Origin of the sequence: Qipengyuania sp. 902, from assembly GCF_051195295.1 — a bacterium.
GTDB lineage: Bacteria > Pseudomonadota > Alphaproteobacteria > Sphingomonadales > Sphingomonadaceae > Qipengyuania.
In genome coordinates this window covers 770,266-796,233 of the sequence record NZ_JBNJLJ010000001.1, presented here as the reverse complement: position 1 = coordinate 796,233, position 25,968 = coordinate 770,266, and the positions used below count along the sequence as shown (strand labels likewise).

26 protein-coding genes and 1 tRNA gene are annotated in these 25,968 nt (G+C 64.7%); 4 read left to right on the top strand and 23 right to left on the bottom strand.

The features are described 5' to 3' along the window. Positions 1–61 precede the first annotated feature (61 nt). Positions 62–910 carry a pantoate--beta-alanine ligase gene (panC, locus tag ACSH0F_RS03975; protein ID WP_435200563.1) on the top strand — a complete coding sequence of 283 codons (849 nt, stop codon included), beginning with the start codon at positions 62–64 and terminating at the stop codon, positions 908–910. An 8-nt stretch (positions 911–918) separates the two neighbouring features. Here the strand turns inward: panC and ACSH0F_RS03970 are convergent. From ACSH0F_RS03970 to pepN, 9 genes are all read right to left on the bottom strand, one after another. Continuing rightward, positions 919–992, bottom strand: a tRNA-Gly gene (locus ACSH0F_RS03970). 87 nt (positions 993–1,079) lie between these two features. Further along, positions 1,080–1,712: an OmpA family protein gene (locus tag ACSH0F_RS03965; protein ID WP_435200097.1), complete on the bottom strand. Its 633-nt coding sequence runs from the start codon at positions 1,710–1,712 to the stop codon at positions 1,080–1,082. After that, positions 1,709–3,574 carry a cation:proton antiporter gene (locus ACSH0F_RS03960; RefSeq protein ID WP_435200095.1) on the bottom strand — a complete coding sequence of 622 codons (1,866 nt, stop codon included), beginning with the start codon at positions 3,572–3,574 and terminating at the stop codon, positions 1,709–1,711. The genes ACSH0F_RS03965 and ACSH0F_RS03960 overlap by 4 nt, the downstream gene beginning before the upstream one ends. Positions 3,575–3,672: 98 nt before the next feature. Beyond that, positions 3,673–4,203, bottom strand: a complete 531-nt coding sequence (locus tag ACSH0F_RS03955; protein ID WP_435200093.1) for an adenine phosphoribosyltransferase — start codon at positions 4,201–4,203, stop codon at positions 3,673–3,675. An 87-nt stretch (positions 4,204–4,290) separates the two neighbouring features. Then, positions 4,291–5,142: a cytochrome c1 gene (locus ACSH0F_RS03950; protein WP_435200091.1), complete on the bottom strand. Its 852-nt coding sequence runs from the start codon at positions 5,140–5,142 to the stop codon at positions 4,291–4,293. Between the two features lie 19 nt (positions 5,143–5,161). Beyond that, on the bottom strand, positions 5,162–6,457 hold the full coding sequence (locus tag ACSH0F_RS03945) for a cytochrome b (RefSeq protein ID WP_435200089.1): 1,296 nt from the start codon (positions 6,455–6,457) through the stop codon (positions 5,162–5,164). 23 nt (positions 6,458–6,480) lie between these two features. Then, positions 6,481–7,053 carry a ubiquinol-cytochrome c reductase iron-sulfur subunit gene (petA, locus tag ACSH0F_RS03940; RefSeq protein ID WP_435200087.1) on the bottom strand — a complete coding sequence of 191 codons (573 nt, stop codon included), beginning with the start codon at positions 7,051–7,053 and terminating at the stop codon, positions 6,481–6,483. Positions 7,054–7,264: 211 nt separating this feature from the next. Next, positions 7,265–7,927, bottom strand: a complete 663-nt coding sequence (pgeF, locus tag ACSH0F_RS03935; RefSeq protein ID WP_435200085.1) for a peptidoglycan editing factor PgeF — start codon at positions 7,925–7,927, stop codon at positions 7,265–7,267. Further along, a complete protein-coding gene (pepN, locus tag ACSH0F_RS03930) occupies positions 7,920–10,571 on the bottom strand; it encodes an aminopeptidase N (RefSeq protein WP_435200083.1) in 2,652 nt (883 codons plus the stop codon). The genes pgeF and pepN overlap by 8 nt, the downstream gene beginning before the upstream one ends. Positions 10,572–10,613: 42 nt before the next feature. Between pepN and ACSH0F_RS03925 the strand changes: the two genes are divergently transcribed. Continuing rightward, entirely contained in the window at positions 10,614–11,405 is a 792-nt protein-coding gene (locus ACSH0F_RS03925) for an SDR family NAD(P)-dependent oxidoreductase (protein ID WP_435200081.1), read from the top strand. 137 nt (positions 11,406–11,542) lie between these two features. Here the strand turns inward: ACSH0F_RS03925 and ACSH0F_RS03920 are convergent, their stop codons facing one another. Further along, complete coding sequence (locus ACSH0F_RS03920) at positions 11,543–12,478, bottom strand: DMT family transporter (protein WP_435200079.1); 936 nt, start codon at positions 12,476–12,478, stop codon at positions 11,543–11,545. After that, the gene (locus ACSH0F_RS03915) at positions 12,475–13,470 is read right to left on the bottom strand and encodes a threonine aldolase family protein (RefSeq protein ID WP_435200561.1); all 996 of its coding nucleotides are present in this window, start codon (positions 13,468–13,470) and stop codon (positions 12,475–12,477) included. The genes ACSH0F_RS03920 and ACSH0F_RS03915 overlap by 4 nt, the downstream gene beginning before the upstream one ends. Positions 13,471–13,521: 51 nt before the next feature. Here ACSH0F_RS03915 and ACSH0F_RS03910 point away from each other — a divergent pair, with 51 nt between their 5' ends. Next, on the top strand, positions 13,522–13,821 hold the full coding sequence (locus ACSH0F_RS03910) for a GNAT family N-acetyltransferase (RefSeq protein ID WP_435200077.1): 300 nt from the start codon (positions 13,522–13,524) through the stop codon (positions 13,819–13,821). Here ACSH0F_RS03910 and ACSH0F_RS03905 read toward each other — a convergent pair. After that, positions 13,804–15,342 (bottom strand): PH domain-containing protein, encoded by a 1,539-nt coding sequence (locus ACSH0F_RS03905; protein ID WP_435200075.1) that lies wholly within the window; start codon positions 15,340–15,342, stop codon positions 13,804–13,806. The two genes, ACSH0F_RS03910 and ACSH0F_RS03905, sit on opposite strands and share 18 nt — an antisense overlap. After that, positions 15,339–15,803 (bottom strand): PH domain-containing protein, encoded by a 465-nt coding sequence (locus ACSH0F_RS03900; RefSeq protein WP_435200073.1) that lies wholly within the window; start codon positions 15,801–15,803, stop codon positions 15,339–15,341. Before ACSH0F_RS03900 ends, ACSH0F_RS03905 begins: the two co-directional genes overlap by 4 nt. 85 nt (positions 15,804–15,888) lie before the next feature. Between ACSH0F_RS03900 and ACSH0F_RS03895 the strand changes: the two genes are divergently transcribed. Next, positions 15,889–16,785 carry an SDR family oxidoreductase gene (locus tag ACSH0F_RS03895; protein ID WP_435200071.1) on the top strand — a complete coding sequence of 299 codons (897 nt, stop codon included), beginning with the start codon at positions 15,889–15,891 and terminating at the stop codon, positions 16,783–16,785. 318 nt (positions 16,786–17,103) lie between these two features. Here the strand turns inward: ACSH0F_RS03895 and ACSH0F_RS03890 are convergent, their stop codons facing one another. The 10 genes from ACSH0F_RS03890 to ACSH0F_RS03845 are packed head-to-tail and all read right to left on the bottom strand — an operon-like array spanning position 17,104 to position 25,897. Beyond that, positions 17,104–17,514: a DUF3035 domain-containing protein gene (locus tag ACSH0F_RS03890; RefSeq protein ID WP_435200069.1), complete on the bottom strand. Its 411-nt coding sequence runs from the start codon at positions 17,512–17,514 to the stop codon at positions 17,104–17,106. Continuing rightward, positions 17,514–18,062, bottom strand: a complete 549-nt coding sequence (gene lspA / locus ACSH0F_RS03885; RefSeq protein ID WP_435200067.1) for a signal peptidase II — start codon at positions 18,060–18,062, stop codon at positions 17,514–17,516. The genes ACSH0F_RS03890 and lspA overlap by 1 nt, the downstream gene beginning before the upstream one ends. Then, the gene (gene ileS, locus ACSH0F_RS03880; RefSeq protein ID WP_435200065.1) at positions 18,059–20,965 is read right to left on the bottom strand and encodes an isoleucine--tRNA ligase; all 2,907 of its coding nucleotides are present in this window, start codon (positions 20,963–20,965) and stop codon (positions 18,059–18,061) included. The genes lspA and ileS overlap by 4 nt, the downstream gene beginning before the upstream one ends. A gap of 41 nt (positions 20,966–21,006) precedes the next feature. After that, positions 21,007–22,059 (bottom strand): glycerophosphodiester phosphodiesterase family protein, encoded by a 1,053-nt coding sequence (locus ACSH0F_RS03875; protein ID WP_435200063.1) that lies wholly within the window; start codon positions 22,057–22,059, stop codon positions 21,007–21,009. Then, the gene (locus tag ACSH0F_RS03870) at positions 22,056–22,982 is read right to left on the bottom strand and encodes a bifunctional riboflavin kinase/FAD synthetase (RefSeq protein ID WP_435200061.1); all 927 of its coding nucleotides are present in this window, start codon (positions 22,980–22,982) and stop codon (positions 22,056–22,058) included. Before ACSH0F_RS03870 ends, ACSH0F_RS03875 begins: the two co-directional genes overlap by 4 nt. Continuing rightward, a complete protein-coding gene (locus ACSH0F_RS03865) occupies positions 22,979–23,485 on the bottom strand; it encodes a dihydrofolate reductase (RefSeq protein WP_435200059.1) in 507 nt (168 codons plus the stop codon). Before ACSH0F_RS03865 ends, ACSH0F_RS03870 begins: the two co-directional genes overlap by 4 nt. Then, complete coding sequence (locus tag ACSH0F_RS03860) at positions 23,482–24,540, bottom strand: 5-(carboxyamino)imidazole ribonucleotide synthase (protein WP_435200057.1); 1,059 nt, start codon at positions 24,538–24,540, stop codon at positions 23,482–23,484. Before ACSH0F_RS03860 ends, ACSH0F_RS03865 begins: the two co-directional genes overlap by 4 nt. Further along, positions 24,540–25,034 (bottom strand): 5-(carboxyamino)imidazole ribonucleotide mutase, encoded by a 495-nt coding sequence (gene purE / locus ACSH0F_RS03855; protein ID WP_435200055.1) that lies wholly within the window; start codon positions 25,032–25,034, stop codon positions 24,540–24,542. The genes ACSH0F_RS03860 and purE overlap by 1 nt, the downstream gene beginning before the upstream one ends. Before the next feature lies 1 nt (position 25,035). Next, positions 25,036–25,722, bottom strand: coding sequence for a 2,3-diphosphoglycerate-dependent phosphoglycerate mutase (gene gpmA / locus ACSH0F_RS03850; protein ID WP_435200053.1), 687 nt, complete (start codon positions 25,720–25,722; stop codon positions 25,036–25,038). A 31-nt stretch (positions 25,723–25,753) separates the two neighbouring features. Continuing rightward, positions 25,754–25,897 (bottom strand): hypothetical protein, encoded by a 144-nt coding sequence (locus tag ACSH0F_RS03845; protein ID WP_435200051.1) that lies wholly within the window; start codon positions 25,895–25,897, stop codon positions 25,754–25,756. Positions 25,898–25,968 lie beyond the last annotated feature (71 nt).

Here is a 25,968-nt window from a genome sequence, read left to right as displayed (position 1 = left end):
GATAGAGGGGCGGTGCGGCTACGGTCGCGCCGCCCTTTGTCTATCCGCCGGAGAGATTGCCCTGGACACCATTACGACGCTCGCCGAGCTACGCTCCGCGACCGATACACTGCGAAGCGAGGGCACGCTGGCGCTGGTGCCTACGATGGGCGCGCTCCACGAAGGTCACCTCACTCTGGTGCGCGCGGCGAAAGCGGCAGCCGACCATGTGGCGGTATCGATCTTCGTCAATCCGCGGCAGTTCGGCGAAGGTGAGGATCTGGACGCCTATCCGCGTCAGCTCGCGCGAGATTCCGAACTGCTCGAAAATGAGGGCGTGGCGCTGCTGTGGGCGCCCCCACCGGCCGAGGTCTATCCGCCGGGCTATGCGACCAATATCACGGTGGCGGGCGTCAGCGAAGGGCTGTGCGGTGGCGACCGCCCGGGCCATTTCGACGGCGTGGCGACGGTGGTCTGCAAGCTGTTCAACCAGGTCGGGCCCGACATGGCCTTCTTCGGCGAAAAGGACTGGCAGCAACTGGCGGTTATCCGGCGGATGGCGCGCGACCTCGACCTAGTCCGGCCGCCCGTCGATGCCATCCATGGCATTCCAATCGTGCGCGAGAGCGACGGTCTCGCGATGAGCAGTCGCAATGCCTATCTATCGGCAGAGCAGCGGGAGGCCGCTGCGGCCCTACCCAGAGCGATGCGAGACGCGATTGCCGTCCTTGCGGAAGGTGGCGCTGCCGAAAGACCGCTCGGCAATCTGCGCGAGGTGCTGAACGTATCCGGCTTCGATTCGGTGGACTATGTCGAGCTACGCGATGCCGATAGCCTGGGCCCGCTGGACAGCGACAATGGCAATGCCCGGCTGTTCGTCGCGGCCCGTATCGGCGGCACTCGACTAATCGACAATATGGCGGTGGAATAAGGAGAGGATGGAGCGGGTAAGGGGAATCGAACCCCTCTAGCCAGCTTGGAAGGCTGGAGCATTACCACTATGCTATACCCGCCCGATCTCGGCGCGCATGACCTGTGCGACAGCAGCGCCCTTGCCACTGCTTCGGCCCTTTCGTCAACAAGGCTTCTTCGTCGGACTGCTATTGCGGAGAATCGTCCGCCTCGGCGGTCTCGGCTTCCAGTTCACCGGCCAGCGTTTCCGCAATAGTCGGCTCTTCCGGTGCGGCAGACGTTTCCTGGCCATCGGGCGCGGCGACGTAAATTTCGACGCGCCGGTTTCGGCGGCGCCCCTCTTCGTTGGGAGTTCCATCCGGCAGCGCGTTCGGAGCTACGGGATTCTGCTCGCCGAATGCAATAATCTCGATCCGGTCTTCAGCCACACCGCCATCGATCAGGAACGCCGCAATCGCTTCGGCTCGCTCCCGCGAAGCAGTCATGTTCGCCTCGTCGCTGCCGCCTGCGTCCGAATGCCCGCGCAGGACGATTTCCCCGCCTTGCGCGATCTGGGGCGAGCGCAGGATGGTCGCGAGTTCGGCCCGGGCCCCTTCGGTCAGCTCGGCTCCGTCCGGTAAGGCGATCGTCGTCTCGAGCGGGGCGATGAGCGGCGCGGTCTCGGCACCCTCGCCGGTTTCGCCATCGGTGAAGATGGAGCGCGGTTCCTCGCTCGGTTGCGGCGGCGGGGGCGGTTCGCTTTCACGGTCGCCGCACGCGACAAGCAGAGCCGACCCGGCGGCCAGCGAGAACATTGCTTTTAGAGTAATGATTGGCCTCACGCCGGTGCCTCCTTGCCACCTTCACGCGGCTTCTTCTTGCTTGCACGTTTCGCCGCGACGCCCCCCGGGCTGCGCTCCTGCGGCGGGGAGAAACTGATGATAGTGTCGCCGGCGCGCGGTTCGGGGCGCGCGGCATGGGTGAAGAAACGGATCGTCCCGTTCTCCCGCATCAACAGCAGCATATTGGCCGCTTCGGGCAACCGCTCCTGAGCTGCCTCGAAATCGAATTCGTCGGACAATTTGGTCTTGCGGAAGACCCAGCCTTGCGCCTGCCGTTCGTTTACGTCCTCGACGCCGAAACCGGATTCGAACAGCGCACGCCCGCGCAGACCGATCGGAAGCGCATGCTTGTCGTCCTCGTCGGCAGATTCGCCGAGTTGAAACACCTTGTCTCGCCCGATTTCATGCGCAAATTCATTGCAAACGAGCGTATTGTACGCCTCGTTTTCGGTTGCTGCGACGAGGTTCTGGTACGGCGCCAGCTCGAGATTGTGCTCGGTCGCCTCGTTGAGTATCTCGCCGTGATAGAACGGCAGGCCCTTCTGGCGCGCAAGGCCGAGGCGCTGCCAACTGGCATCGACGACCAGTACCGGCGCCTTAAGGTCGCGGATCTGTTCGGCCAAGGCAATCGTCCAAGGCGTGCTGCCGACGAACAGGATGCCGGGGCGGCTGGCTCCTTTCACGCCGAGCCATCGCGCAACGATGTCCACAGTGAAGCCATGGGCTACGATAGTCACGACGACGACGGCGAAGCTCAGCCCGATCAGCAGATTTCCGTCGCTGAAGCCCAGTTCAGACAGGCGCAGCGCGAACAGGCCGGAAATGGCGACCAACACGATCCCGCGCGGCGCGATCCAGGCGAGGAAGAGGCGCTCGTTCCAGGGGATCGAGCTGCCCAGCAGGCTCAGTATGATCGTCGCCGGCCGCACGACGAAGAGCAGCGCCAGCAGGAATGCAGCGATCGACCAGTTGAAATAGCGGACATCGGCCGGCTCCAGCGAGGCCGAGAGCAGGATGAATATGCCCGACACCAGCAGGACCGCGACATTTTCCTTGAAGGGATGAATGCTGCGTAGGCTGGAGACGTTCATATTTGCCAAAGCAACGCCCATGACAGTAACGGCGACGAGGCCGGCCTCATGCTCGATCAGGTTCGAGATCACGAAGACGCAGATCACCGTGGTCAGGAGCACTGGGACCTTGAGGTATTCCGGCACCGCCCCGCGCGGGAAGGCCCAAGCTATGGCTACGGCCGCGACATAACCGATGAGCCCTGCGATGATGGCTGCGATGATGAGCGGCGGGACGACTTCGAAGAGGCTGGCGCCTGGCGATTCGGCGACCTTGCGGAAGTATTCGTAAGCGATCACGGCGCAGAGCGCGCCGGTGGGATCGTTGACGATCGCCTCCCATTTGAGGATCGATGCGGGGCGCGCCTTGACCGAACTTTGCCGGAGCAGCGGAATGACCACGGTCGGGCCGGTGACCACCAGAATGCCGCCGAACAGGATCGCGACTTCGGGAGCGAGACCGGCGATATAGATCCCGGCCAGGGCGCCGAAGAGCCAGCCGAGAATGACGCCGATTGTCGCAAGGCGCATGACGGCGCTGCCGGTATGGCGGAGTTCTCGGAAATCGAGGCTCAGCCCACCTTCGAAAAGGATGAGGGCGACGCCGATAGCGACCATCGGTTCAAGCAGGCTGCCGAAAGCATGTTCTGGATCGAATACTCCCAAAACCGGCCCGGCAAGAAAACCTGCGGCGAGCATGAGGACGATGGCTGGCCAGCCGGTCCGCCAGGCGAGCCATTGGGCGCCGATGCCCAGTATGCCGACCATCGCAATGACTAGTGTCTGTTCCATGCCCCTCGCATTTATGGCTGAGCCTGCGAAAGGACTTCGCAGGTGCGTTCCTACGTCAATGCCCTAAGCCGAGGATATTTCCAAATTTCCGGCGAGGATCAGTCGCCTTCGAAATCCATCAGGGCGCGGACGGCTACGTCTTCTGCCTGCAGTCTGCTGCTGCCGCCCAGATCGGGAAGGTCGATCACGAATGCCGCGGTGGTGACCGCAGCCCCGGCCTCGCGCAACAGCTTCGTCGCGGCCCGCGCAGTCCCTCCCGTCGCCAAGAGGTCATCGACAATCGCAACGGATTGCCCGTCGCTCACCGATTGGGGATCGAGTTCGAGCCGGTCCATGCCATATTCGAGTTCGTAATCGACGCCGATGACCTCGCAAGGGAGCTTGCCGGGCTTGCGGATAGGAAGGAACGGCAGGCCGAGGCGCGCTGCCACCGCCGCTCCGAAGATAAAACCTCGCGCCTCCATGCCGGCGACCGCCTCGCTTCCCTCCACCTGCTCTGCGAGCCAGTCCACCGCAGCGGAGAAGCCCCGCCCGTGCCCGATGAGGGTCGTGATGTCGCGGAACTGGATGCCCTGCTTGGGAAAATCCGGAATGGTGCGCACCAGCGCTTTCAACTCAGCCGGGGTCATTTTCTTTCTCCCACAATCGAAAGCGCCCCTCGCATCCGGCTGGATGGAGGGGCGCCCGCTTGGCGATAATCGCGATGATCGGTCGGTCTACTTCTTCTTGGGCTTCACCGCGGCCCAGATCTGGTTCTTCGACAGATAGGCCAGCACGGTGGCGAACAGCAGGAAGATCAGTACCGGCCAGCCGGTCTGCTTGCGCTGCACCAGGGTCGGCTCGGCCGTCCAGGTCAGGAAGGCCGCCACATCGATCGACATCTGCTCAATGGTCGCTTCGGTGCCATCGTCATAGGTGACCTGTCCGGTCGACGTCAGGGGCGGAGCCATCGCCAGGTTGAGATTGGGGAAATAGGGATTGTGGTAGAGACCCGGGCTGGGTGCGGCCTCCGGATGCTCGGCCAGAAGCTCTGCACTCGGCTCCTGATAACCTGCAAGCAGCGAAGCGACGTAGTTCGTCCCGTCGCCACGCGCCTTTGTGATCAGCGAGAGGTCGGGCGGGATTGCGTTGTTGTTTGCCGCCGCAGCCGCAACTGCATTGGGATAGGGCGACGGGAAATAGTCGGTCGGCAGACCCGGACGCGTCGTGGCTTCGCCGGTGTTCGGATCAATGCCCGGGACCTGCTTGGAGGCGGCATAGGCTTTGACCTGGCCTTCATCGTAACCGATCTGCGAGAGGTTGCGGAAGGCGACGTATTTGAGGCTGTGGCAGGCCGAGCAGACCTCGTCATAAACCTTCAGGCCGCGTTGCAGCTGCTGCACGTCCCACTTGCCGGCAGGACCGTCGAAAGAAAAGGCAAAGTCGCGCGGTTCCTCGTACGGAAGGTGCGGGGCCGTTTCTTCGGTCAGGAAGGCGAAAGCGCCAACGACGAAGGAATAGAGCGCTACAAGCGCGAAGCCGAGCCCTGCGAGAATGGCAACGAGGCGGATGCTGAGAAGCTTGGTCATGTCTTTTCTCGTTACTCGCTTAGACGGCCGGCGAAGCGTTTTCGCCGAGCACTGCCTTCTTGTCCGATCCCAGCACGGCCTCCGTGATGGAATAGGGCAGCGGTTCAGGCTTCTCGATCTGGCCGACGATCGGCAGGATCACGAGGAAGTGAAGGAAGTAGTATGCCGTCGCCAGCTGGCTGAGCATGACATAGGGCTCTTCCGCCGGCGCGCCGCCGCAGATGAACAGGACGATCATCGCCGGAATCAGGCCGAACCAGAAGAATTTGCGGAACAGCGGGCGATAATGGCCGCTGCGCACCGGCGACCGGTCGAGCCACGGCAGGATGAACCACAGCAGGATCGAGCCGAACATCGCGATCACGCCCAGCAGCTTCGCCGGAATGAACAGGAAGTCGACCGTGAAGGCGCGCAGGATCGCGTAGAAGGGCCAGAAGTACCACTCCGGAACGATATGCGCCGGCGTCGAAAGCGGGTTCGCCTCGATATAGTTGTCCGGGTGACCGAGCGCGTTCGGGAGGAAGAAGACCATGGTCATGAACAGGATCAGAGCGACGCCGAGGCCGAAGCCGTCCTTCACCGTATAATACGGGTGGAAGGGCAGCGTGTCGCTCTCGCTCTTGATCTCGACGCCCGTAGGGTTCGAGGAGCCCGGGATATGCAGCGCCCAGATGTGCAGGATGACACAGCCCGCGGTCACGAAGGGCAGCAGGAAGTGAAGGCTGAAGAAGCGGTTCAGCGCGGCATTGTCGGGCGCGTAGCCGCCGAGCAACCAGATCTGGATCGGTTCGCCGACCAGCGGGATTGCGCCGAACAAGCCGGTGATGACCTTGGCGCCCCAGAAGCTCATCTGGCCCCAGGGCAGGACGTAGCCCATGAAGGCGGTCGCCATCATCAGCAGGAAGATCGTGACGCCGAGCAGCCAGATCATCTCGCGCGGGGCCTTGTACGAACTGTAGTAGAAGCCGCGGAAGATATGGAGGTAGACGACGATGAAGAAGAAGCTCGCCCCGTTTGCGTGGGCATAGCGCATCAGCCAGCCCCAGTTGACGTTGCGCATGATGTGCTCGGTCGTGGCAAAGGCAACCTGGGCGTTCGCGGCATAATGCATCGCGAGGATGATGCCGGTGACGATCTGCAGCACGAGGAAGAAGCCGGCGAGAACGCCGAAATTCCAGAAATAGCTGAGGTTGCGCGGCACCGGATAGCCGGCACCGACGGCATTGTAGACGAGGCGCGGCAATGGCAGCTTCTCGTCGAGGAACTTGGTGAAGCCGTTGGCCGGCGTATATTCCTTGGCCCAGGGAAAGCTCATGATCGTATCTCGCGTCTCTTGGCTCAGCCGACCTGGATGGTGGTGTCGGAGGTGAAGGTATATTCCGGCACTTCGAGGTTGGTCGGCGCCGGTCCCTTCCGGATGCGTCCGGCGGTATCGTAGTGCGATCCGTGGCAGGGGCAGAAATATCCGCCGAACTCGCCCTTGACCTCGCCCTCGGCAGCACCCAGCGGGACGCAGCCGAGGTGGGTGCAGACCCCCATGGTCACCAGCATGTCCTGATGCCCTTCCTGCGTACGCTCGGCGAGCGTCTGCGGATCGCGCAGCGCACCGACGGGCGTGGCGTTCGCTTCCTGGACTTCGGCAGGCGTCAGGCGGCGCACAAACAGCGGCTGCTTGCGGAACACGGCCTTGATCGCCTGCCCCGGCTGGATCGCCGAGACATCGACCTCGGTCGTGCTCGCAGCGAGCACGTCCTTCGACGGCGCCATCTGGCTGATGAGCGGATAGAGCACCGCCAGACCGCCGACGCCGGCGGCGCTCACGGCAGCGATGTCGATGAAATCGCGGCGACGGATGCCGTCGCCGGTTTCGCCTGTGGTTTCGGGTGTTGCGGTTGCAGCCGTGTCTGCCATCAGCGCTATGCCTTGCCTGCCTTGTCGATGCACCGGCGGGTCGCCCGCACAGTGCGTTTGCGATTGTTTCCGGCCCTGCGGAGAGCTCGATCGGCGCGCTTGTCAGAAACCTGCACGAAAGCCCCCGGCAAGCCGGTTTGGAGGGGCCTCTAGCGGGTCAGCGCTGCCTTGCCAACCGCGATTTTGGCAAGCTCCGTGGCACGTGGCGCAATCAGTGTGGCAGGCCGATGACACTGAGCTGTCGGCCTGTCGTATTCTCACCCCGATGGCTGGCCCGGCGAAACGAGTGGAAGCGATCGGGCTGGCAGTAGGTGTCCTCTTTCAGATCATCCACCTGCTTGACCCCCGCCAGAGCGAGACGATGGGCGGCAAAACCGGGCAGATCGAATTGCCAATGGCCCTTGCGCCCGGACACGAAGAATCGGTCGTCGGCCTCCGTGAAGTTCGCCCGGAACGCTTCATCTACCTCATAGCTGGCCTGCGCGATCGTCGGCCCGATTGCAGCGCGGATATCGGTCGGATCGCTTCCCAATCGCGCCATCGCCGCTACCGTATTTTCGAGTACGCCGGACACTGCACCGCGCCAGCCCGCATGAGCAGCTCCGACGACGCCCGCCTGTCCGTCCACCAGCAAGACCGGCGCGCAATCGGCGGTAACGATGCCGAGCAGCAAACCCGGCCGGTCTGTGACCAATGCATCGGCCTCGAGCGGTGCCGCCATGGCCTCCGTTACGAACACCACTTCCGGCGAATGGACTTGCTTCACACGCACAAGCACGCTGTCCGGCAGAATCTCCTGCAGATCGAGCGGCGCGCGTGCCGAAAAGGCGTGCGGGATCTCCTTCAGCAGGTTCGATCGAAGGGCCTCAGCCAAGCGAGCGGCTCACCTGCTCGTATGTGTCCCGCGACAACTTGGGTGCAGCGGCAATCCGCTCTAGCTGCTCGCGCATCAGCGCGGCGCGTCCGGGCTCGATCCGCCGCCAACGGCCAAGCGGCGGCACGAAACGCGCCGCCGTCTGCGGATTGATCGGATCGAGCGCGAGGATGAGGTCGGCGATGATGCGATAGCCTTCGCCATCTTCGGCATGAAACGCATGCGGATTGGCTGCGAACGCCATGTAGAGCGAGCGGACGCGGTTGGGGTTCTTCAGGGTGAAATCGAGATGGTCGGCCAGCGCCTTCACATGCTCGATCGCGTTCGGATGGAGCGACAAGGCCTGCAGCGCGAACCATTTGTCGATCACCAGCGCATTGCCCTGGAAGCGGTTGTAGAAATCGAGCAGCCGCGCCGTGCGCTCGGCGCTCTCGGTCCCGGCCAGCACCATCAGCGCGCCCTGCCGGTCGGTCATGTTGTCGGCGCGGTCGTATTGGTGCGCAGCCAATTCGACCGCTTTCGCCGGATCGCTGGCAGCGGCATAGGTCAGCAGCTGGGTCTTGACCTTGCGCGCGCCTCTCGCCGCCAGATCGAGCGAATAAGGTAGCTGCTCCGCCCGCTCGTAGAGCCGCTGCATTTCCCTTTTCAAGCGTTGGCCCAGCTCGCGTTTGAGCTCTTCGCGCTCTGCATGGATGCGAGCCGGATCGGCAACCAGCATTTGCTCGGCGAGATAGGTCTGGCTCGGCAGCAGCATCAGTTCGCCCCGCATCAGGTCGTCGAGCCTTTCGTCCACCAGCACAGCACGCATTGCCTCGGCGATATCGCCGACCGCTTCTTCGCGTTCTTGCTCCTCCAGTCCGCCGCCCGCTGCCGCGACCAGATGGCCGGTCATCAGCTCCTGCATAGCCTCGTAGCGAGCGAAGGGATCATCGTCATGAGCGGCGAGGAACACGAGATCCTCGCGCGGAATGTCGCGCTCGATCGTGACCGGCGCCGAGAAAGTGCGGTTGATCGAGAGGACCGGCGGGCTCTCGAAACCTTCGAACTCGAACTCCGCCTTCGCCGAATCGAGCACGAGCAGCTCCTCGCCCGAATGCATGCCCGTCTCGCGGTCGAACAACGCGATCTTGAGCGGGATCGGCATGGGCTGCTTGTCCGGCTGGCCAGGCGTCGGCGGCACAACCTGCGAGAGCGCAAGCTTGGCCGTCTGTCCCTCGTGCTGCAATTCGGCCGTGACCTTGGGCGTGCCGGCCTGCGAATACCACAGGCGAAACTGCTCGAGATCGAGGCCTGCGCCTTCCTCGATCGCGCTGACGAAATCTTCGCAGGTCGCAGCCTCCCCGTCGTGGCGCTCGAAATAAAGGTCGGTGCCCTGCCGGAAGCGCTCTTCGCCGGCCATCGTCCGCATCATGCGAATGACCTCGGCACCCTTGTTGTAGACAGTCGAGGTGTAGAAGTTGTTGATCTCACGATAGGAATCGGGCCGGATCGGGTGCGCCAACGGGCCGGAATCCTCGGGGAACTGCACGCTGCGCAGGATGCGCACATCCTCGATCCGCTTGACCGGCGCGCTGCCCATGTCGGCGCTGAACAGCTGGTCGCGCAACACGGTGAAGCCTTCCTTCAAGCTCAGCTGGAACCAGTCGCGGCAGGTGATGCGATTGCCGGACCAATTGTGAAAGTACTCGTGCCCGATGACGCCTTCGATGCCATCGAAGTCGCCGTCGGTCGCGGTTTCCGGGTCGGCGAGGACGTATTTTGTGTTGAAGACGTTGAGGCCCTTGTTCTCCATCGCACCCATGTTGAAATCGCTCACCGCGACGATGTTGAACAGGTCGAGGTCGTATTCGCGGCCGAACACCTCCTCATCCCACTTCATCGAGCGCTTGAGGCTCTCCATGGCATGCGCGGTGCGTTCCAGATCGCCGTCGCGGACATAGACGTTCAGCTCGACCTCGCGACCGCCCATGGTGGTGAAGCTGTCGGTCCGCGCCACCAGATCCCCGGCGACCAGCGCGAACAGATAGGACGGCTTGGGCCAGGGATCGTGCCATTCGGCCCAATGCTGCTCTCCATCTTCGCCGGTCTCGACGCGGTTGCCGTTGCACAGCAGGACGGGGAACTGCGCCTTCGGGCCGCGCATGCGGACGGTATAGGTACTGAGTACGTCGGGTCGGTCGGGGAAGAAGGTGATGCGGCGGAAGCCCTCGGCCTCGCATTGCGTGCAGAGCATGCCGTTCGAGGCGTACAGGCCCATAAGCTGCGAATTGGCCGAAGGATCGATCTCGGTGACGATCTCGATCGTGTGACTGCTGCCTTCGAGCGTGACCACCAGATCGTCGCCATCCATCGTGTGTCCAGCGCATTCGGCTCCGTCGCAGGACAGCGAAACCAGCTCCAGCCCGTCGCCGTTCAGGCGGATCGTGGGCGAGGCTTCGGCATCGGGATTGCGCTCAACCGAGAGGGTCGCGGTGACCCGGGTCCGTTCCAGCCCGAGCTCGAAATCGAGCCGCGTTTCGGTCACCAGCCAGGGGAACGGGGTGTAGTCCTGGCGCCGGATGGTCGCGGGCTCATGCGGCTCGGGCGCTGCATCGGCCATTGCGGCATTGCCTTCGGGCGTGGCGGGGCTGCGGGCGATATCCATGGAAATCCTGTGCTTTTGCGTGTCTTCGGGTAATACGCCCCGATGCCACAAATGTTCATCGTCGGGCTCGGCTACACGGCCAAACGGATCGCGCAAGCGCTGAGCACCGCCGGCTGGGCGGTCGAGGCTACCGGAAGCGACGGGACCATCGCTTTCGACGACGAGCCTGCCGTGCTTTCCGCACTGGCCGCTTCGAGCCATGTTTTGAGTTCCGTCCCGCCGTCCGATGGCAGCGATCCGGTGCTGGACCGCTATGGCGCGGCGCTCGGCGAGAAATGGCTGGGATACCTCTCCTCGACTGGCGTCTACGGCGACTGGCAAGGGGCGTGGGTGGACGAGGCAACCCCGACCGGCGGCGGGCGGCGCACCGCGCGCAGCGATTGCGATGCGCGCTGGCTGGAAATGGACGCGCGGGTCTTCCGCCTACCGGGAATCTACGGGCCGGGACGCAGTGCCTTTGACCGTATCCGAGAGGGCAAGGCCCACCGGATCGATCTGCCACAGCAGGTCTTCAGCCGCGTTCACGTGGACGATATCGTGAGCGGAGTGGTCGCCGCCGTCGAGGGCGACGTACCACCCGGCGCCTACAATCTCGCCGACGATCTGGCGACCAGCCAGAATGCGGTGATCGAGGAAGCGTGCCGCCTGCTCGGGGTCGAGCCCCCGCCGCTGCAAACGATGGACGAGGCCGAGCTGTCACCCATGGCGCGCGGTTTCTATGCCGAGAACCGCCGGGTGGCGAACGGCAAGGCGAAACGGGTGCTGGGTTGGCAGCCGGAATACCCGACTTTCCGAGAAGGTCTCGCTTCGATTATGGCGTCTAGTCGCGACTGACTTTGTCAGCCGCTGCGCCCTGTTCCATCCCACGCCCCCTCCCGGCCACCCATAGAATACCGTGCCGTGGGTGGCCGGGAGGGGGCGTGGGATGGAACAGCAAGGTCAGGACGGATGTCCTGACCGCACCCAGCAAATTACGGCTCGGGAGTAGCACGCCGGGGCGGCGGCGCGGCGCGGCCCCGCATGGCCACGACCATGCCGACCAGCGTGATTACGGCTCCCGCAGCCGGGAGTGGCCCCCACACGAAACCTTCGAACAAGGTCGACAAAATCATCGCGACAACCGGCACGATTACCGAGCTGTAGGCTGCTTTCCCCGCGCCGACCTTGCGAACGAGGCCGTAATAGAGCGGGAAAGTCACCACCGATCCGGCGAGGCCGAGATAGAGGATGCCGAGCGTATAGGCCGGACGCTGGTCGAACACCGGCGGTCCCGAGACGACCAGCGCGAACGCCGCATTGATGGCCACACCGACCAGCATCGCCCAGGCGAGCAGCGTGAGCAGCGGCTGTCGCTTGGCCCCCTCCATCGCCTGCACGATATTGGCAGCGCTTGCGGCGAGAATCCCGCCGATAGTCAGCGCCGCGCCGGTCAGCACTTCGCCGAGGGTCGCCGGAGAGGCACGATATTCCTGCGCGAACAGCATCGCTACTCCGACGGCAGCAATCGCCGAACCCAGCACGAATTCGCGGCTGATCGGCTGGCCGAGGAAGAGGCGCCCCAGCACCGCGTTCGGCACCACCAGCAGCGCGAACATTACCGCGACCAGCCCCGAAGTAATGAAGCGCTCCGCATTGTAGACGAAGCCGAAATTGAGCGAGAACTGGAACAGTGCCAGCGCGACAACCCAGCGCCAGCCGCCCGGCGCGACGCGCAGGCTTTCGCCGCGCAATTTCGCCAGCGCGAACATGCCGAGCGCGGCGACGATGAAGCGATAGGTGATGGACCAGGCAGGCGGGACGCTCGAGATCTGGTCGCGGATGACCAGCCAGGTCCCGCCCCAAATGACGCTGACGAGCAGGAAGGCCCCGAAGTTGCGCGGGGTGAACAGGCTCTCGCTTGACGTCATAGGTCGGCGATAGCCTTCGACAGTGCCCGCGCATCCTCTTCGCGCGTGTTCCAGGCGGTCACGAAGCGGGCGGCATCCGCGCCCCAGTCGTAGAAGCCGAAGCCCTGTCCGCGCAGTGCCTCGCGCTCGGCAGCGGTGCAGCGCACGAACAGTTCGTTCGCTTCGACCGGGTGCATCAGGCGCTCGCCGCACGCACCGGCGATCTCCGCCGCAGCCGCATTGGCTGAGCGTGCATTGGCGAGCCAGAGGTCGTCTTGAAGCATCGCATGGACCTGCGCGGCGAGGAAGCGGCCCTTGGACTGCAAATGGCCCGCCCGCTTCCGGCGATAGCGCGCCACATCGGCGGCCTGCATATCGAAGAATACGATGGCCTCGGCGCTCATGGCGCCGTTCTTCACGAAGCCGAAGCTGAGCGCGTCGACCGGGCCAGCGGCATCGGCGGCGCGGCAATCGAGGAAGGCCGCGGCATTGCCGAAGCGCGCGCCGTCCATATGCAGGCCGAGCCCGCGCTCCTTCGCCAGCGCGGCAATCGCGGCGACCTCGTCCGCACGATAGCTGCGGCCGTATTCGCTGGCCTGCGTAATCGAGATCGCATGCGGCTGTACCTGGTGCACATCGTCGCGAATCGGATCGATCACCGCGCGGATGCTTTCGGGCGTCAGCTTCGCGCCCTCGCCTTCCGCCAGGAGCAGCTTCGCACCGTGAAGGTAGAAACCGGGCGCGCCGCCTTCGTCCATCTCGATATGCGCCTCGCGGTGGCAGACCACCCCGCCATGCGGCTGCACCATGGTGGCGAGCGCGATGCAGTTGGCCGCCGTACCGGTTGCGACCCAAAGCCCAGCGCATTCGCGGCCGAACATTGCCGAGAGCTTCTCGTCGAGCGCGCCGCTCAGCGCATCCCCGTCGTAGGGGCTGTCCGGCTCGTCGGCAGCGCGCATCGCCTCCCACACGGCAGGGTGAACGCTGGCGGCATTGTCGGACAGGAACTGCATGGGAACGCGCATAACGAGGCAGGCATTGGTTGCACAGAAAGGAATTCATGCATGGGCCAGAGCAGCGAAATCACCGTCGAGAAGCAGGGAGACGAGAGCCGGGGTGCCTATACGGTCGACCTCGAGGGCGTCGAACGGAAGGCGGAACTGACCTGGGTTACGCGGAACGGCGTGCGCCATGCCAATCACACCTTCGTGCCGCCCGAGATGCGCGGCAAGGGGATTGCTGGAAAGCTGGTCGATGCGCTGATCGCCGACGCGCGCGAGCAGGGTTTCAAGATCGCGCCCGACTGCTCCTATGTCGAGGCCGCCTTCCGCCGCAATCCCGAATGGTCAGACCTGCGCGTCTGAGGGTTTGCGTTCGAGCATTTGCGAAAAATCGGTGGTGGCGATGCTGTCGAGGATCGCGCTGCGCCAGCGCTGCGCCTGTTCGACCGGCATCGCTTCGACCTCGAAGGTGCCGCCCGCAAGGCCGAGCTTCAGGACTGCATAACCACGTAGTTTCGCGAGCGGGCCCTGTTTGATCTCGACCGACTGAAAGCGGACTCTCGAGCCGATGGTGGTTTTCGGGGCCAGCCAGCCGTGGCGGGAATAGATAAAGCGGTCGCCGAGAGAATGACGGTCGAAGCGGTAGAGGTAATACTCGCGCACCGCGCCCAGCACGCCGATGCTGAGCGGCACCAGCGCGCTCCACCACAGCGGAGAGAACAGCCACACCGGTATGGCGATCGCGCCCGTGAAGGCAAGGTTGATCAGCGCGCCGTCGACGCTCGCCTTGGCGCTGCGCCTGTTCCAGCACATCTCACCGCTCGGCAGGGCGAAACCCGTGGTCGCTGCAATCGGCTCGATCTCCTGCATTCTAGCGAAAGGCGCAGCCTCGTGATTGGCGGATGCGCTGTCGCTCGCAAGACTGACGACCCCGAGCCCGTACCAGCCGAACAGCCGCCGCACGAAGCTTGTCTTGAGCCGCAGGGCCTGCACGCGGTGGATAGGCATCACGACATCGGTGCGCGTGACGAGGCCACGCCTGCGCCGCAGTCCGGTTTCGGTGCGCTCCAGCAGGAAGTTCCATTCGCGCAGGGCCGTGCGCACTATCCCTGTCGTGACTCCCACCGCGAGGAGCGCCGCGACCCCTGCCGCGATGCCGACGAACTGGGCGAGAGGGCCGAGTCCGGCGAGATATTGTTCCGGCCCTGCCAGCCGCTGCTGCCATTCGTCGATATCCCAAAGGTCGAAATCGATCAGGAAATCCAACTGCTGGACCGCGCCGAAAACCACGGCGACGACTGCCAGCGAAAACTCGAACAGGCCGAAGGTCAGCACGCGGCGGGGCGGCATGGCGAAAAGAACGTTGGCTTCGGCCCGCTCGACCTCGACCTCGACCGCTGCTTCCGAGACTTCGCGCCCCTCGCGCCGCGCCTTAACGGTGTCGCGCAGCCGGTCGCCTTCGGCCTCGGTGAGATAGGCGAGCTTGAGATCGTCGCCCCCGCCCGCGCCGGTTTCGAATTTCACCTCGACCAGGCCGAACAGGCGCGGGATCAGCTTCTGTTCGACGCTGACGTCCTGGATGCGCTCGTAGGGGACGGAGCGCGCGGCGCGCGACAGCAGGCCGCTTTCAACCCGGATGTCGCTCTCGCGCACCTCGTAGGTGAGGCGCGTCCATTGCAGGTAGGCGAGCACGAATTGAAGTCCGATCACGACCACGATCAGCGGCAGAAAATAGGTCAGCAGATCCGCCAGATCGCCGTCGTCGAGGATCGTGTAGCCGCCCACCACGATCGGGACGACCAGCTGCGTGAGCATGGTCGCCGCCTTGACTGCGAAGGTCTTCGGATGCGTGCGCTGCGGCCTAATTGCCGCTTCGAGGGTCATTGCGTGTCGCGCCGGATGGCAGCGCGGATTTCCTCGCGCATCGCGGCGGCGTCTTCCTGCGCGAGGCCGGGCAGTGACACAGACGCGTTGTGCGATCCGGCGGTATGCACGGTGAGCGTCGCAAGGTGGAACAGCCGCTCCAGCGGGCCCTGGTTCACGTCGATATGCTGCACGCGCCCAAAGGGCACGACCGTGTCCGAGCGGAACAATATCCCGCGCACCACGCGCAGCCGCTCTTCGGCCAGCGAGTATCCGCGCGCGGCATAGCGGCGCATCGGCATGCGGATCAGCAGCCAGAGCGAAAAGACGATGACCGGGATCCAGACCGCCCCGGTATAGCCCGGTATCGCGATTTCCGCCCCCGTCGCTCCGGCGAGCAGCACCAGCGCGACAATCGCGAATTGCAGGCGGAGCATGGAGGCATAGGCCGGGTCGAGCGGCGTGAGCGGTTGGTCTTCCATACCGTCATAGCTACGCAATACAGCGCGCGCTTTCAATTGTTTCCACTGCCCGACTCGTTAGGCTCCGCCAGCGAAGGAGAGAGACATGGAAATCGACAGACTGATGTTCCGCGACGGGCTGATGGAGGGGGAGCGCATCTTGGTGACCGGCGGCGGAACGGGCCTCGGCAAGGTAATGACCGAAGCCTTCCTCAAGCTGGGCGCGGAGGTCCACATATGCGGGCGGCGGCAGGGCAAGCTCGACGAAACCGCTCAGGCGCTGATGGACGCACACGGCGGCACGGTGATCGGCCATGCCTGCGACATTCGCGACGCCGATGCGATCAAGGCGATGGTCGATGCCATCTGGGAGCGCGGGCCGCTGACGGGCGTGGTCAACAATGCGGCGGGCAATTTCGTCAGCCGGACGGAGGATTTGTCGGTGAACGGCTTCAATGCGATTAGCGACATCGTCTTTCGCGGCACGTTCTACGTCACGCTGGAAGTCGGCAAGCGGTTGATCGCGGAAAAGCGCAAGGCAAGCTTCCTCTCGATCCTCACGACATGGGTCTGGAACGGCAGCGCTTTTGTTGTGCCTAGCGCGATGAGCAAGGCAGGTATCAATGCAATGACGCAGAGCCTGGCCGTCGAATGGGGCCGCTACGGCCTGCGTTTCAATGCGATCGCGCCCGGCCTCTTCCCGACCAAGGGCATGAGCGCGCGGCTTTCGCCCGGCGGACGCGGCGGCAATTCGAACGACGAGATGAACCCGATGGGCCGCCACGGCGAGATGCACGAACTGGCCAACCTCGCGACCTTCCTGATGGGGCCGGGTGCGGAATGGGTGAACGGCCAGACCATCGCTATCGACGGCGCTGGCTACCAGGCGACCGGCGGCACCTTCTGGGGCGCGCTCCACGGCCTCGGCGACGAGGAATGGAGCGCCATGCGCGACATGATTAAGGGGACGAATGCGCAGGATAAGGCTGAGCGGAGTACGTAGGTTTCGCTGCGCATTCTGACTTTTGGTTTTTCGCACCGACATCCGTCGGTCCGCCCTCGGCGCTGATCTTCCCTCGCTTCGCTCGGTCAGGCACCTGCGGGCGGGCGTGCAGGTGGCCTTTGGCCAGCGCACCATAGGTGCACTTCCGCCCTTGCCGGGCCTCCGCCGGCCCGGATTTTGCGCGAGCCCCCCCCCTCTTCGAGAGCACCGAGCGCAGCGAGGCAAGGCCGACCGGCCGCCCGCAGCGACGCGACCGCAGGTCGCGTGAGCGAGGATAGCCTAAGGCCGCGGATGCGGCCGCCGGCGCCTGAGGCTAAATCAACCCGGTATTACCGCGACCGCGGTCGCGCCGTCACCTTCGGGGGCGGCGATGATGTCGCGGGTGACCGAACCCTTGGCGACCGTCGCGGTGCCGGGATCGCCGACGCTGGAGCGGATGCCGGGTGCGGCTGCACCGGCGCGGTCGAGCACGCTGGTTTCCACGCTGGAGCGCGGGGCCGGGCCGCCGAACAGGGCGTCGAGCGCCTGTTCCGCCGTGGTGCCTTCGGCCGGGCGCGGAGCACCGGGTGCGGGCGGTTCGAGGTTGAAATCGGGCGGGACCACCAGCGGCGCCTGGCGCTGCACGGCGAATTCGTCGGGCCGGTCGCGATTGAGCAGGCCGCCGCTGCCGCAGGCTGCGGTCATGGTGCCGAGCCCGGCGATGAGGGCGATACGGGCGAATTTGGTCATCACTTGCTCTCCGCGGCATCGGCCGCCTTGGTGTTCATGAGGTCGTCGACCTCCTTGTCGTCATTGTCGCGCATGAAGAAGGCGCGCGCAAGGACGATGACAACGCCGATGGTAATGGCGGCATCGGCGACATTGAAGATCAGGAAGGGGCGGAAATCCCCGAAATGCAGATCAGCGAAATCGACCACATAGCCGAGTTCGTAGCGATCCTTGATATTGCCCAGCGCTCCGCCGAGGATGAAGGACAGGGCAATGATGTCGCCGAGCAGCTTCTCGCGCATCATCCACACCGTCACGACCAGCGCGATCAGGCCGGTGACCAGCACGAGGCCCCAGCGCATTTCCGGGCTGGTCGCCTCGAACATGCCGAGCGAGACGCCGAAATTGCGCGTGAAGCGCAGGTCGAAGATCGGCAGCAGCTCCATCGCCTTGCCGATCTCATTTATGCCGAGCGTCTTGGTGACGTAATTCTTCGACCACTGGTCGACCGCGAACAGCACCAGCGCGAAGACGCAGCCGATCAGGCGGTTCTTCATGACCGGATTCATGCGGCTGCGTCCTGCGTGGCCACGACGTCCTCGCAGCGGTCGCACAGCGCGCCGTCCTCGGCCACGCTGGGCAACAGGCGCCAGCAGCGCCCGCATTTGTTCTCGTTGGTCCGGCTCACACTCACTGCGTCGCCCTGCCCCCGCGTGACTGACGCGGTGATGAACAGTTCGGCGAGATCTTCGTCGCTGAAGCCGTCCGGCACCGCATCGGCAGGCACGGTGACATCGGCTTCGAGGCCGGAGCGGATCACCTTCTCGCGCCGCAGCGGCTCGATCGCTTCCATCACGTCTTCGCGCAAGTCGCGCAGCTTGGCCCACTTTGCACCATCGGCGGTGACGCCGGGCACCTGCGGCCATTCGAGCAAATGCACGCTGCCGCCATCCGGATAGCGCGTGCTCCAGACTTCTTCCGCCGTGAACACCAGCACCGGCGCGGCATAGCGGACGAGCGCGTGGAACAGCAGGTCGAGCACGGTGCGATAGGCGTTGCGCTTGGTGCTGTCCGGCCCGTCGCAATAGAGCACGTCCTTACGGATATCGAAGAAAAAGGCCGACAGGTCCTCGTTGCAGAAATCGACCAGCAGGCGCGTGTAGGCGTTGAAGTCGTAGTCATCGACTGCCTTGCGCAGCTTGCCGTCGAGATCGGCCAGCAGTGCGAGCACGTAAAGCTCCAGCTCCGGCACCTCGCCCGCATCGCCCATGTCGCCGACGAAACCGTCGAGCGCGCCGAGCAGGTAGCGGAAGGTGTTGCGCAGCTTGCGATACTGGTCGGCGACGCCCTTCAGGATCTCGTCACCGATACGGTGATCCTCGGTATAGTCGACCGAGAGGGCCCACAGCCGGATGATGTCCGCGCCGTATTGCTCCATCACCTTCAGCGGATCGATGGTGTTGCCGAGGCTCTTCGACATCTTCTTGCCCTTGGCATCCATGGTGAAGCCGTGGGTCAGGATCTGGTTATAGGGCGCACGGCCCCGCGTGGCGCAGCTTTCCAGCAGGGAGGACTGGAACCAGCCGCGATGCTGGTCGCTGCCTTCGAGATAGAGGTCCGCCGGCCACTGCATTTCCGGCCAGCGCCCGCTTTCGAGCACGAAGGCATGGGTGCAGCCCGAATCGAACCAGACGTCGAGAATGTCGGTGACCATCTCGTAATCGTCAGGGTTGTGGTCGGCCCCGAGAAATTCGGCCTTGCGGCTCTCGTCCCAGGCATCGACGCCCTGCTCGCGCACCGCCTCGACGACGCGCGCGTTGACGGCCGCGTCCTGCAGATACTCGCCGGTGCCGTTCTTGACGAACAGCGTGATCGGCACGCCCCACGCGCGCTGGCGGGAGAGCACCCAGTCGGGACGGCCTTCGACCATGGAACCGATGCGGTTGCGGCCTTTTTCGGGCACGAAACGCGTGTCGGCGATTGCCTTGAGGGCGCGATTACGGAGTGTCGAGGGCAGCGCGTGGCCTTCGACAGGCTCAGGCTGAGCGGATGTGGTGTTGTCCGCTTGCACCTCTCCCCGCTCATCCTGAGCTTGTCGAAGGATAGGCACATCGGGTTCGCCGAGAGGCTTGTCCATCGGCACGAACCATTGCGGTGTGCAGCGGTAGATGACCTTGGCCTTGGAGCGCCAGCTGTGCGGGTAGGAGTGCTGGTAGTCGTCGCTCGCCGAAAGCAGCGCGCCGGCTTCGCGCAGGTCGGAGCAGATCGGGCCGTCGGGCGAATTGAATGTTTTGTTGATCACCGCGCGGCGGCGGTCGTCGTCCCCGCCCAGCCACGGCCAGTCGTCGCGATAGCGCCCGTCGGCCATCACTGCGAATTGCGGCTCCAGCCCGTATTCGCGGCAAAGCAGGAAGTCGTCCTCGCCATGGTCGGGCGACATGTGGACGAGGCCCGTGCCGCTGTCGGTGGTGACGAAATCGCCGGGCAGGAAGGGCCGCGGTTTGGCGTAGAACCCGCCGAGTTGATGCATCGGGTGGCGCGCGACGGTTTCGGCGAGGTCGGAGCCTTTGCCGCGCCAACCGCCGAAATTTAGCGCTGCGCTATCTTCACTCTCAGATGCGCGGACAAAAAACTCGTCAACTAGCTCCTCAGCGACAAGATACTTTGACCCATCCGCGATGTCCTTCATCAAAGTGTATTCGATGTCAGGCCCATAAGCCAAAGCCTGGTTCACCGGGATCGTCCACGGCGTCGTTGTCCAGATCACCGCATATGCGCCGACCAGTTCCGAAATCCGACTCTCGGTGATCTCGAACGCTACGTCGATCTGGGTCGAGACGATGTCCTCGTATTCGACCTCTGCCTCGGCCAGTGCGGTTTCCTCGACCGGGCTCCACATCACCGGTTTCGAGCCGCGATAGAGATTGCCCGCTTCGGCGAATTTCATCAGCTCGGCCACGATGGTCGCCTCGCTGTCGAACTGCATGGTGAGATAGGGATTGTCCCAATCCGCCATCACGCCGAGGCGCTTCAATTGCTCGCGCTGCACGTCGACCCAGTGCTGCGCATAGGCGCGGCATTCGGCGCGGAATTCCGCCGGGGGGACGGCCTTCTTGTCGAGCTTCTTCTTGCGATACTGCTCCTCGACCTTCCATTCGATCGGCAGGCCGTGGCAATCCCAGCCGGGCACGTAAGGTGCATCCTTGCCCAGCAAGTTCTGCGTGCGGCAGACCATGTCCTTCAGAACATGGTTCAGCGCATGGCCGATATGCATGTCGCCATTGGCGTAGGGCGGGCCGTCGTGGAAGATGAATTTCTCGCGCCCGATGCGGGCCTCGCGCAGCTGGGTGTAGAGCTGCTCGTCCTCCCAGCGCGACTGGATGCCCGGCTCCTTCTGGGGCAGGCCAGCCTTCATGGGAAAATCGGTCTTGGGCAGGAAGACCGTGTCTCTATAATCGCGCTGTTCGGACATACAGGCGAGCCGTTAGGGGATTTGGCCCCCGGGGTGAAGCGTCAATCGCCCCGCCGCGCCCGCCTGCGGTCCAGCCCGGCCTGCAAGCGCTCGAATTCCTCCGGCGTGCGGTCGTCGAAGCGCTGGATCAGGGCGGGGATCACCGCGAGGCTGTCGTCCACCATGACATAGCCGTTGAAGCTCGCCGGGATTTCGCCGAGCTGTTCGGGCAGGTCGAGCCCGCGCGGGCGGCCTTCGCCCTGCGGTCCGAGCACCACGATGCGCGCGCCGACCGATTCCATGCGCGCGATCATGCGGTTGGGCCAGCCCCAGAACGCCCATTGATAGTCCAGCGGCACGAACGCGGTGCCGTTCCGGCAGCTGTCGGGCACATAGCCGCTCCAGCCGAGCAGGAGGTAATCGCGCGAGCATTGCTCGCCTTCCTCGAGCGAGAAGGCCCAGGCATCGGGGAAATGCGTGCGGATGCGATCCACCGGCGCTTGCGCGCCGTAAAAGGCATCGCCGCGCGGGCCGGTGTCGCGATCGGCCGCGTTCATCTTCGCCGCCAGTAGGTCTGCCTCCGCCGGGTCCCTGCTCTTGAAATTGTAGAGCAGCTGCGCCCGGCCCGAAGCCTGCATCGCTTCCTCGAGCGAGGGGATCGCGCCCACGCCCTCCCCACGGAACGGAAAAGTCTCGCCGCCATCCGCGGTGTAGCCATAGCCCGCGTCGAGCGCTTTCAGCTCTGCCAGCGTAAAGTACCGCGTGTCGCCGCTCGCCTCTGTCCGGCAATCGACGGTCCAGTCATGGAACACCGCCATTTCGCCGTCGCTAGTGGGGGCGATATCGACCTCTACCAGAGTGGCGCCAAGTTTCGCCGTGCGGGCAATCGAGCGAGTGGTGTTTTCGAGGTAATCGTGCACCGGCTGCTCGATCCGCGTGGCGGTGCAATCGTCGCGGCCCAGCCCGGTCTTGTCGTATTGCTGGTAGATCCCGCGATGGGCGATGATCTTGGCCGCGCCCTTGGGCTCTGGCGCAAGCCAACTGGCGTTGACTACGGTGAGGACGAGGAACAGCACCGCGCCCGCCATGCCGAGGATCTTGAGCCAGCGCTTCACGCGAGCAGGTCTTTCGCCCGCTCGCAATCGCGCTCCATCTGCTCGATCAGCGTATCGAGACTGTCGAATTTCGCCTCGCCGCGCAGGAAGTGGTGGAAGGACACCTCGATTTCCTGCCCGTAGAGATCGCCGGAGAAGTCGAAGAAATAGGGCTCGAGCAATTCCTTGGGCGGATCGAATTGCGGGCGCACGCCGATATTCGCCGCGCCTTTCAGCTCCTGCCCGGTCGAGAGGATCCTCCCGGTGACGGCGTAGATCCCGTATTTCGGGCGCAGGTAGTGTTCGATCGGGAGGTTCGCGGTGGGATAGCCGATCTCGCGTCCGCGCTTGTCGCCATGCTGCACGATGCCGCGAATCGCGAAGGGTCGGGTCAGCAGGCGCGCGGCCTCCTGCGGATCGCCTTCGCGCAAGGCATCGCGCACCCGGCTGGAGGAGACGGGCTTGTCGTGGTCCATCACCGGCGTCGCGGCGCGCGCTTCGATGCCGACCTCCTTGCCGAGGCTCACCAGCTTGTCGAAATTGCCGCCACGCGCCTTGCCGAAAGTGAAGTCCTCGCCCGTGACCACGCCCGCCACGCCGAGATGCTCGCCGAGCAGCTTGCGGACGAAATCCTCCGCCGTCGTCCCCGCCAGTTCGGCGTCGAAATGGAACACCAGCATCGCGGTGGCCCCGGCGGCGAGGTAGAGTTCCTGCCGCTGCTCCAGCGTCGTCAGGCGGAAGGGCGGCGCGTCGGGCTGGAAATGGCGCACGGGATGCGGATCGAAAGTGGCGATGATGCTGGGCCGGCCCTCGGCGCGCGCCCAGTCGATCGCCTGCCGCGCGACCGCCTGATGGCCGAGATGGAACCCGTCGAAATTGCCGAGCGCGATCACTGCGCCGCGCAGGCTCTCGGGCAATTCGTCGCGGTGATCGAGGAACCTCACGCCGCGCTTTCGCCGACGCGTTCGTAGGTGAGGAAGGAATAGGCCGGGATCTCGCCCTCGGCCTCGAAATCCTGCCGTCCGGCGATCTCCCATTCGGGGCCGAGCGGCTGCATGAACACGTCGCCGTCGAATTCCTGGTGGATTTGCGTCAGCTCCACCCGCTCTGCCTGCGGCAGGAAGACATCGAAAATCGCCGCGCCGCCGATGACGGCGATGTCGGTCTCCCCGGCGACGGCCAGCGCTTCCTCGACCGAGCGAACGACTTCCGCGCCGGTCGAGTCCCACCGCTCGCGCCGGGTCAGCACGAGATGGCGGCGGCCGGGCAGCAGGCCGGGCAGGCTCTCGAAGGTCTTGCGGCCCATGATCATCGGCAGGCCCCGTTTGTCCGGCCCCATCGTCAGCGTCTTGAATCGCTTGAGGTCGGCAGGCAGGTGCCAGGGCAGGCGGCCGTCCTTGCCAATCGCGCCATTGGCGGCGCGGGCGTAGATGCAGAACAGGCTCATGCGCGCGTCAGTCGCGTCAGATGGCCCATCTTGCGCCCCTCGCGCACCTCTCGCTTGCCGTAATCGTGCAGATGGCTGTCGGCATCGGCGAGGAAGGCGTACGCACCCTCGATCTCAGAGCCCAGGATATTGCGCATCTCCACGCCCGCCGCGGTGGTGGCGGTATCGCCGAGCGGCAGGCCTGCGACGGCGCGGATGTGATTCTCGAACTGGCTGGTGGCCGCGCCCTCGATCGTCCAGTGGCCCGAATTGTGCACTCGGGGGGCCATCTCGTTGAAGATCGGCCCTTCATGCGTGGCGAAAAATTCGCAGGTCAACACGCCGACATACTTTAGCGCATCGGCGACTTCGCCCGCCAGCCGCCGGGCTTCGACGACCTGCGCATCGACCAGCTCGCCCGCCGGCCATAGCGAGGCCGACAATATTCCGTCCTCATGCACGTTGCGCGTGCTGTCCCAGAAGCGGATTTCGCCATCCTGCCCGCGCACGAGGATGACCGAAAACTCCGCCCCGAACTCGACGAAGCCTTCGTAGATCAGCGGAGCGTCGGGGAGGCGCAGCGCGTCCGCATCGCGGCTCGATCCGATACGCCACTGGCCCTTGCCGTCGTATCCGTCGCGCCGGGTCTTGAGGATGCCGGGCGCACCGAGGCGATCGACCGCCGCCATCAGCTCGCCGGGCGAATCGACGCGGGCATAGGCTGCGGGCTTCCCGCCGAGACCCTCGACGAAGCGCTTCTCGTTCAGCCGGTCCTGCGCCGTTTCCAGCGCGCGCGGATGCGGGAAGATGCGGCCTTCCGGCATCGCCACGGCAGTGGCGACAGGGACGTTTTCGAACTCCCACGTCACGACATCGCATTTGGCGGCGAAGGCGGCGAGCGCGGCGGTATCGTCCCAGCGATTGGTGAACACATCGTCGCAGACGTCCTCGGCCACGGTGTCGCCGTCGGGTGCGTAGGCGATACAGCGATAGCCGAGCTGGACGGCACTCATCGCCATCATCCGGCCGAGCTGGCCGCCCCCGAGTATGCCGATCGTGCCCCCGCGCTTCAGCATCAGTCGACCGGCCGCTCGGTCACGGCCTCGCTGCGGGCGGCGCGCCAGTCCTGCAATCGCTGCGAGAGGTCTGCGTCGTGGTTGGCGAGGATCGCGGCGGCGAGCAGGCCCGCATTGGTCGCGCCTGCCTGGCCGATCGCCAGGGTCCCCACGGGGACCCCGGCAGGCATCTGGACGATGGAAAGCAGGCTGTCCTCACCCGACAGCGCTTTCGATTGCACCGGCACACCCAGCACCGGCAGATGCGTCAGCGCCGCGATCATGCCCGGCAGATGCGCCGCGCCGCCCGCACCGGCGATGATGACCTCGAACCCGGCCTTGGCCGCGCCTTTGGCGAAGTCGTACATACGGTCGGGCGTCCGGTGCGCCGAGACGATCCGCACGTCGCTCTCGACCTCGAGCTCATCGAGCACATCGGCAGCGCAGCGCATAGTGTCCCAGTCGGACTGGCTACCCATGACTATCGCGACTTTCGGCGAGCTTGGGGCAGCCATCTCAGCCATCCTTCAGATAGTAGCGCTCGCCCGCGACCTGGGTGCCGTCGAACTCGTAGACGATCGGCTGGCCGGTCGGGATTTCGAGGCCGGTGATCTCGTCGTCCGAAATGTTCGAGAGGTGCTTCACCAGCGCGCGCAGGCTGTTGCCATGGGCCGAGATGATGACGATCTCTCCCTCGCCCAGCTTGGGCAGGATCGCGCTGTGCCAATAGGGCAGCACGCGCTCGATGGTCAGCTTCAGGCTTTCGGTGCGCGGCACGTCGATCCCGGCATAGCGCGGATCGTCCGCCATTTCGAATTCGCTGCCCTGCTCCATTTCGGGCGGCGGCACATCGAAGCTGCGGCGCCATATATGCACCAGTTCGTCGCCGTGCCGGTCACGGGTCTCCTGCTTGTTGAGGCCGGTGAGCCCGCCGTAATGCCGCTCGTTCAGATGCCAGTCGCGCGTGACGGGGATCCATAGTCTATCACAGGCTTCCAGCGCGATGTTGAGCGTCTTGATCGCGCGCTTCTGCACGCTAGTGAAGGCGGTGGTCGGCAGCACGCCCTTGGCTTTCATCAGCTCGCCCGCCTCGCGCGCTTCCTCTTCGCCCTTTTCGGTCAGATCGACGTCCCACCAGCCGGTGAAGCGGTTGGCGAGGTTCCACTCGCTCTGGCCATGGCGGACTAGGATCAGTTTCGACATCGATGCTCCCCGGCTTGCGTGGCCTCGCGCGTTAGCGGTCCGGCCCATCCTTGGAAAGCCCGTCCTCGCCCGAGTCGCGCAATTCGCGGGTCTGGGCCTTGCGGCGGCGAAGGTTCTCCCGAAGTTTCGCGGCAAGGCGCTCTTCGCGGGTCGATTTGTCGGTGTCGGCGCTCATCGCGCAACCTTTTGCCAATTTCGCTGCGCGGCTCAAGCGAAGGTTGACTTTGCCGCCCGCTCTGCCATTAG

Coding starts and splice junctions, on each gene's coding strand:
- ileS (WP_435200065.1), bottom strand. CDS start 20,965: ATGTCCGAACAGCGCGATTATAGAGACACGGTCTTCCTGCCCAAGACC.
- ACSH0F_RS03910 (WP_435200077.1), top strand. CDS start 13,522: ATGGGCCAGAGCAGCGAAATCACCGTCGAGAAGCAGGGAGACGAGAGC.
- ACSH0F_RS03895 (WP_435200071.1), top strand. CDS start 15,889: ATGGAAATCGACAGACTGATGTTCCGCGACGGGCTGATGGAGGGGGAG.
- ACSH0F_RS03950 (WP_435200091.1), bottom strand. CDS start 5,142: ATGACCAAGCTTCTCAGCATCCGCCTCGTTGCCATTCTCGCAGGGCTC.
- gpmA (WP_435200053.1), bottom strand. CDS start 25,722: ATGTCGAAACTGATCCTAGTCCGCCATGGCCAGAGCGAGTGGAACCTC.
- ACSH0F_RS03865 (WP_435200059.1), bottom strand. CDS start 23,485: ATGAGCCTGTTCTGCATCTACGCCCGCGCCGCCAATGGCGCGATTGGC.
- ACSH0F_RS03845 (WP_435200051.1), bottom strand. CDS start 25,897: ATGAGCGCCGACACCGACAAATCGACCCGCGAAGAGCGCCTTGCCGCG.
- ACSH0F_RS03860 (WP_435200057.1), bottom strand. CDS start 24,540: ATGCTGAAGCGCGGGGGCACGATCGGCATACTCGGGGGCGGCCAGCTC.
- ACSH0F_RS03925 (WP_435200081.1), top strand. CDS start 10,614: ATGCCACAAATGTTCATCGTCGGGCTCGGCTACACGGCCAAACGGATC.
- ACSH0F_RS03915 (WP_435200561.1), bottom strand. CDS start 13,470: ATGCAGTTCCTGTCCGACAATGCCGCCAGCGTTCACCCTGCCGTGTGG.
- ACSH0F_RS03945 (WP_435200089.1), bottom strand. CDS start 6,457: ATGAGCTTTCCCTGGGCCAAGGAATATACGCCGGCCAACGGCTTCACC.
- ACSH0F_RS03905 (WP_435200075.1), bottom strand. CDS start 15,342: ATGACCCTCGAAGCGGCAATTAGGCCGCAGCGCACGCATCCGAAGACC.
- ACSH0F_RS03955 (WP_435200093.1), bottom strand. CDS start 4,203: ATGACCCCGGCTGAGTTGAAAGCGCTGGTGCGCACCATTCCGGATTTT.
- pepN (WP_435200083.1), bottom strand. CDS start 10,571: ATGGATATCGCCCGCAGCCCCGCCACGCCCGAAGGCAATGCCGCAATG.
- ACSH0F_RS03960 (WP_435200095.1), bottom strand. CDS start 3,574: ATGGAACAGACACTAGTCATTGCGATGGTCGGCATACTGGGCATCGGC.
- purE (WP_435200055.1), bottom strand. CDS start 25,034: ATGGCTGCCCCAAGCTCGCCGAAAGTCGCGATAGTCATGGGTAGCCAG.
- petA (WP_435200087.1), bottom strand. CDS start 7,053: ATGGCAGACACGGCTGCAACCGCAACACCCGAAACCACAGGCGAAACC.
- lspA (WP_435200067.1), bottom strand. CDS start 18,062: ATGAATCCGGTCATGAAGAACCGCCTGATCGGCTGCGTCTTCGCGCTG.
- ACSH0F_RS03920 (WP_435200079.1), bottom strand. CDS start 12,478: ATGACGTCAAGCGAGAGCCTGTTCACCCCGCGCAACTTCGGGGCCTTC.
- ACSH0F_RS03890 (WP_435200069.1), bottom strand. CDS start 17,514: ATGACCAAATTCGCCCGTATCGCCCTCATCGCCGGGCTCGGCACCATG.
- ACSH0F_RS03900 (WP_435200073.1), bottom strand. CDS start 15,803: ATGGAAGACCAACCGCTCACGCCGCTCGACCCGGCCTATGCCTCCATG.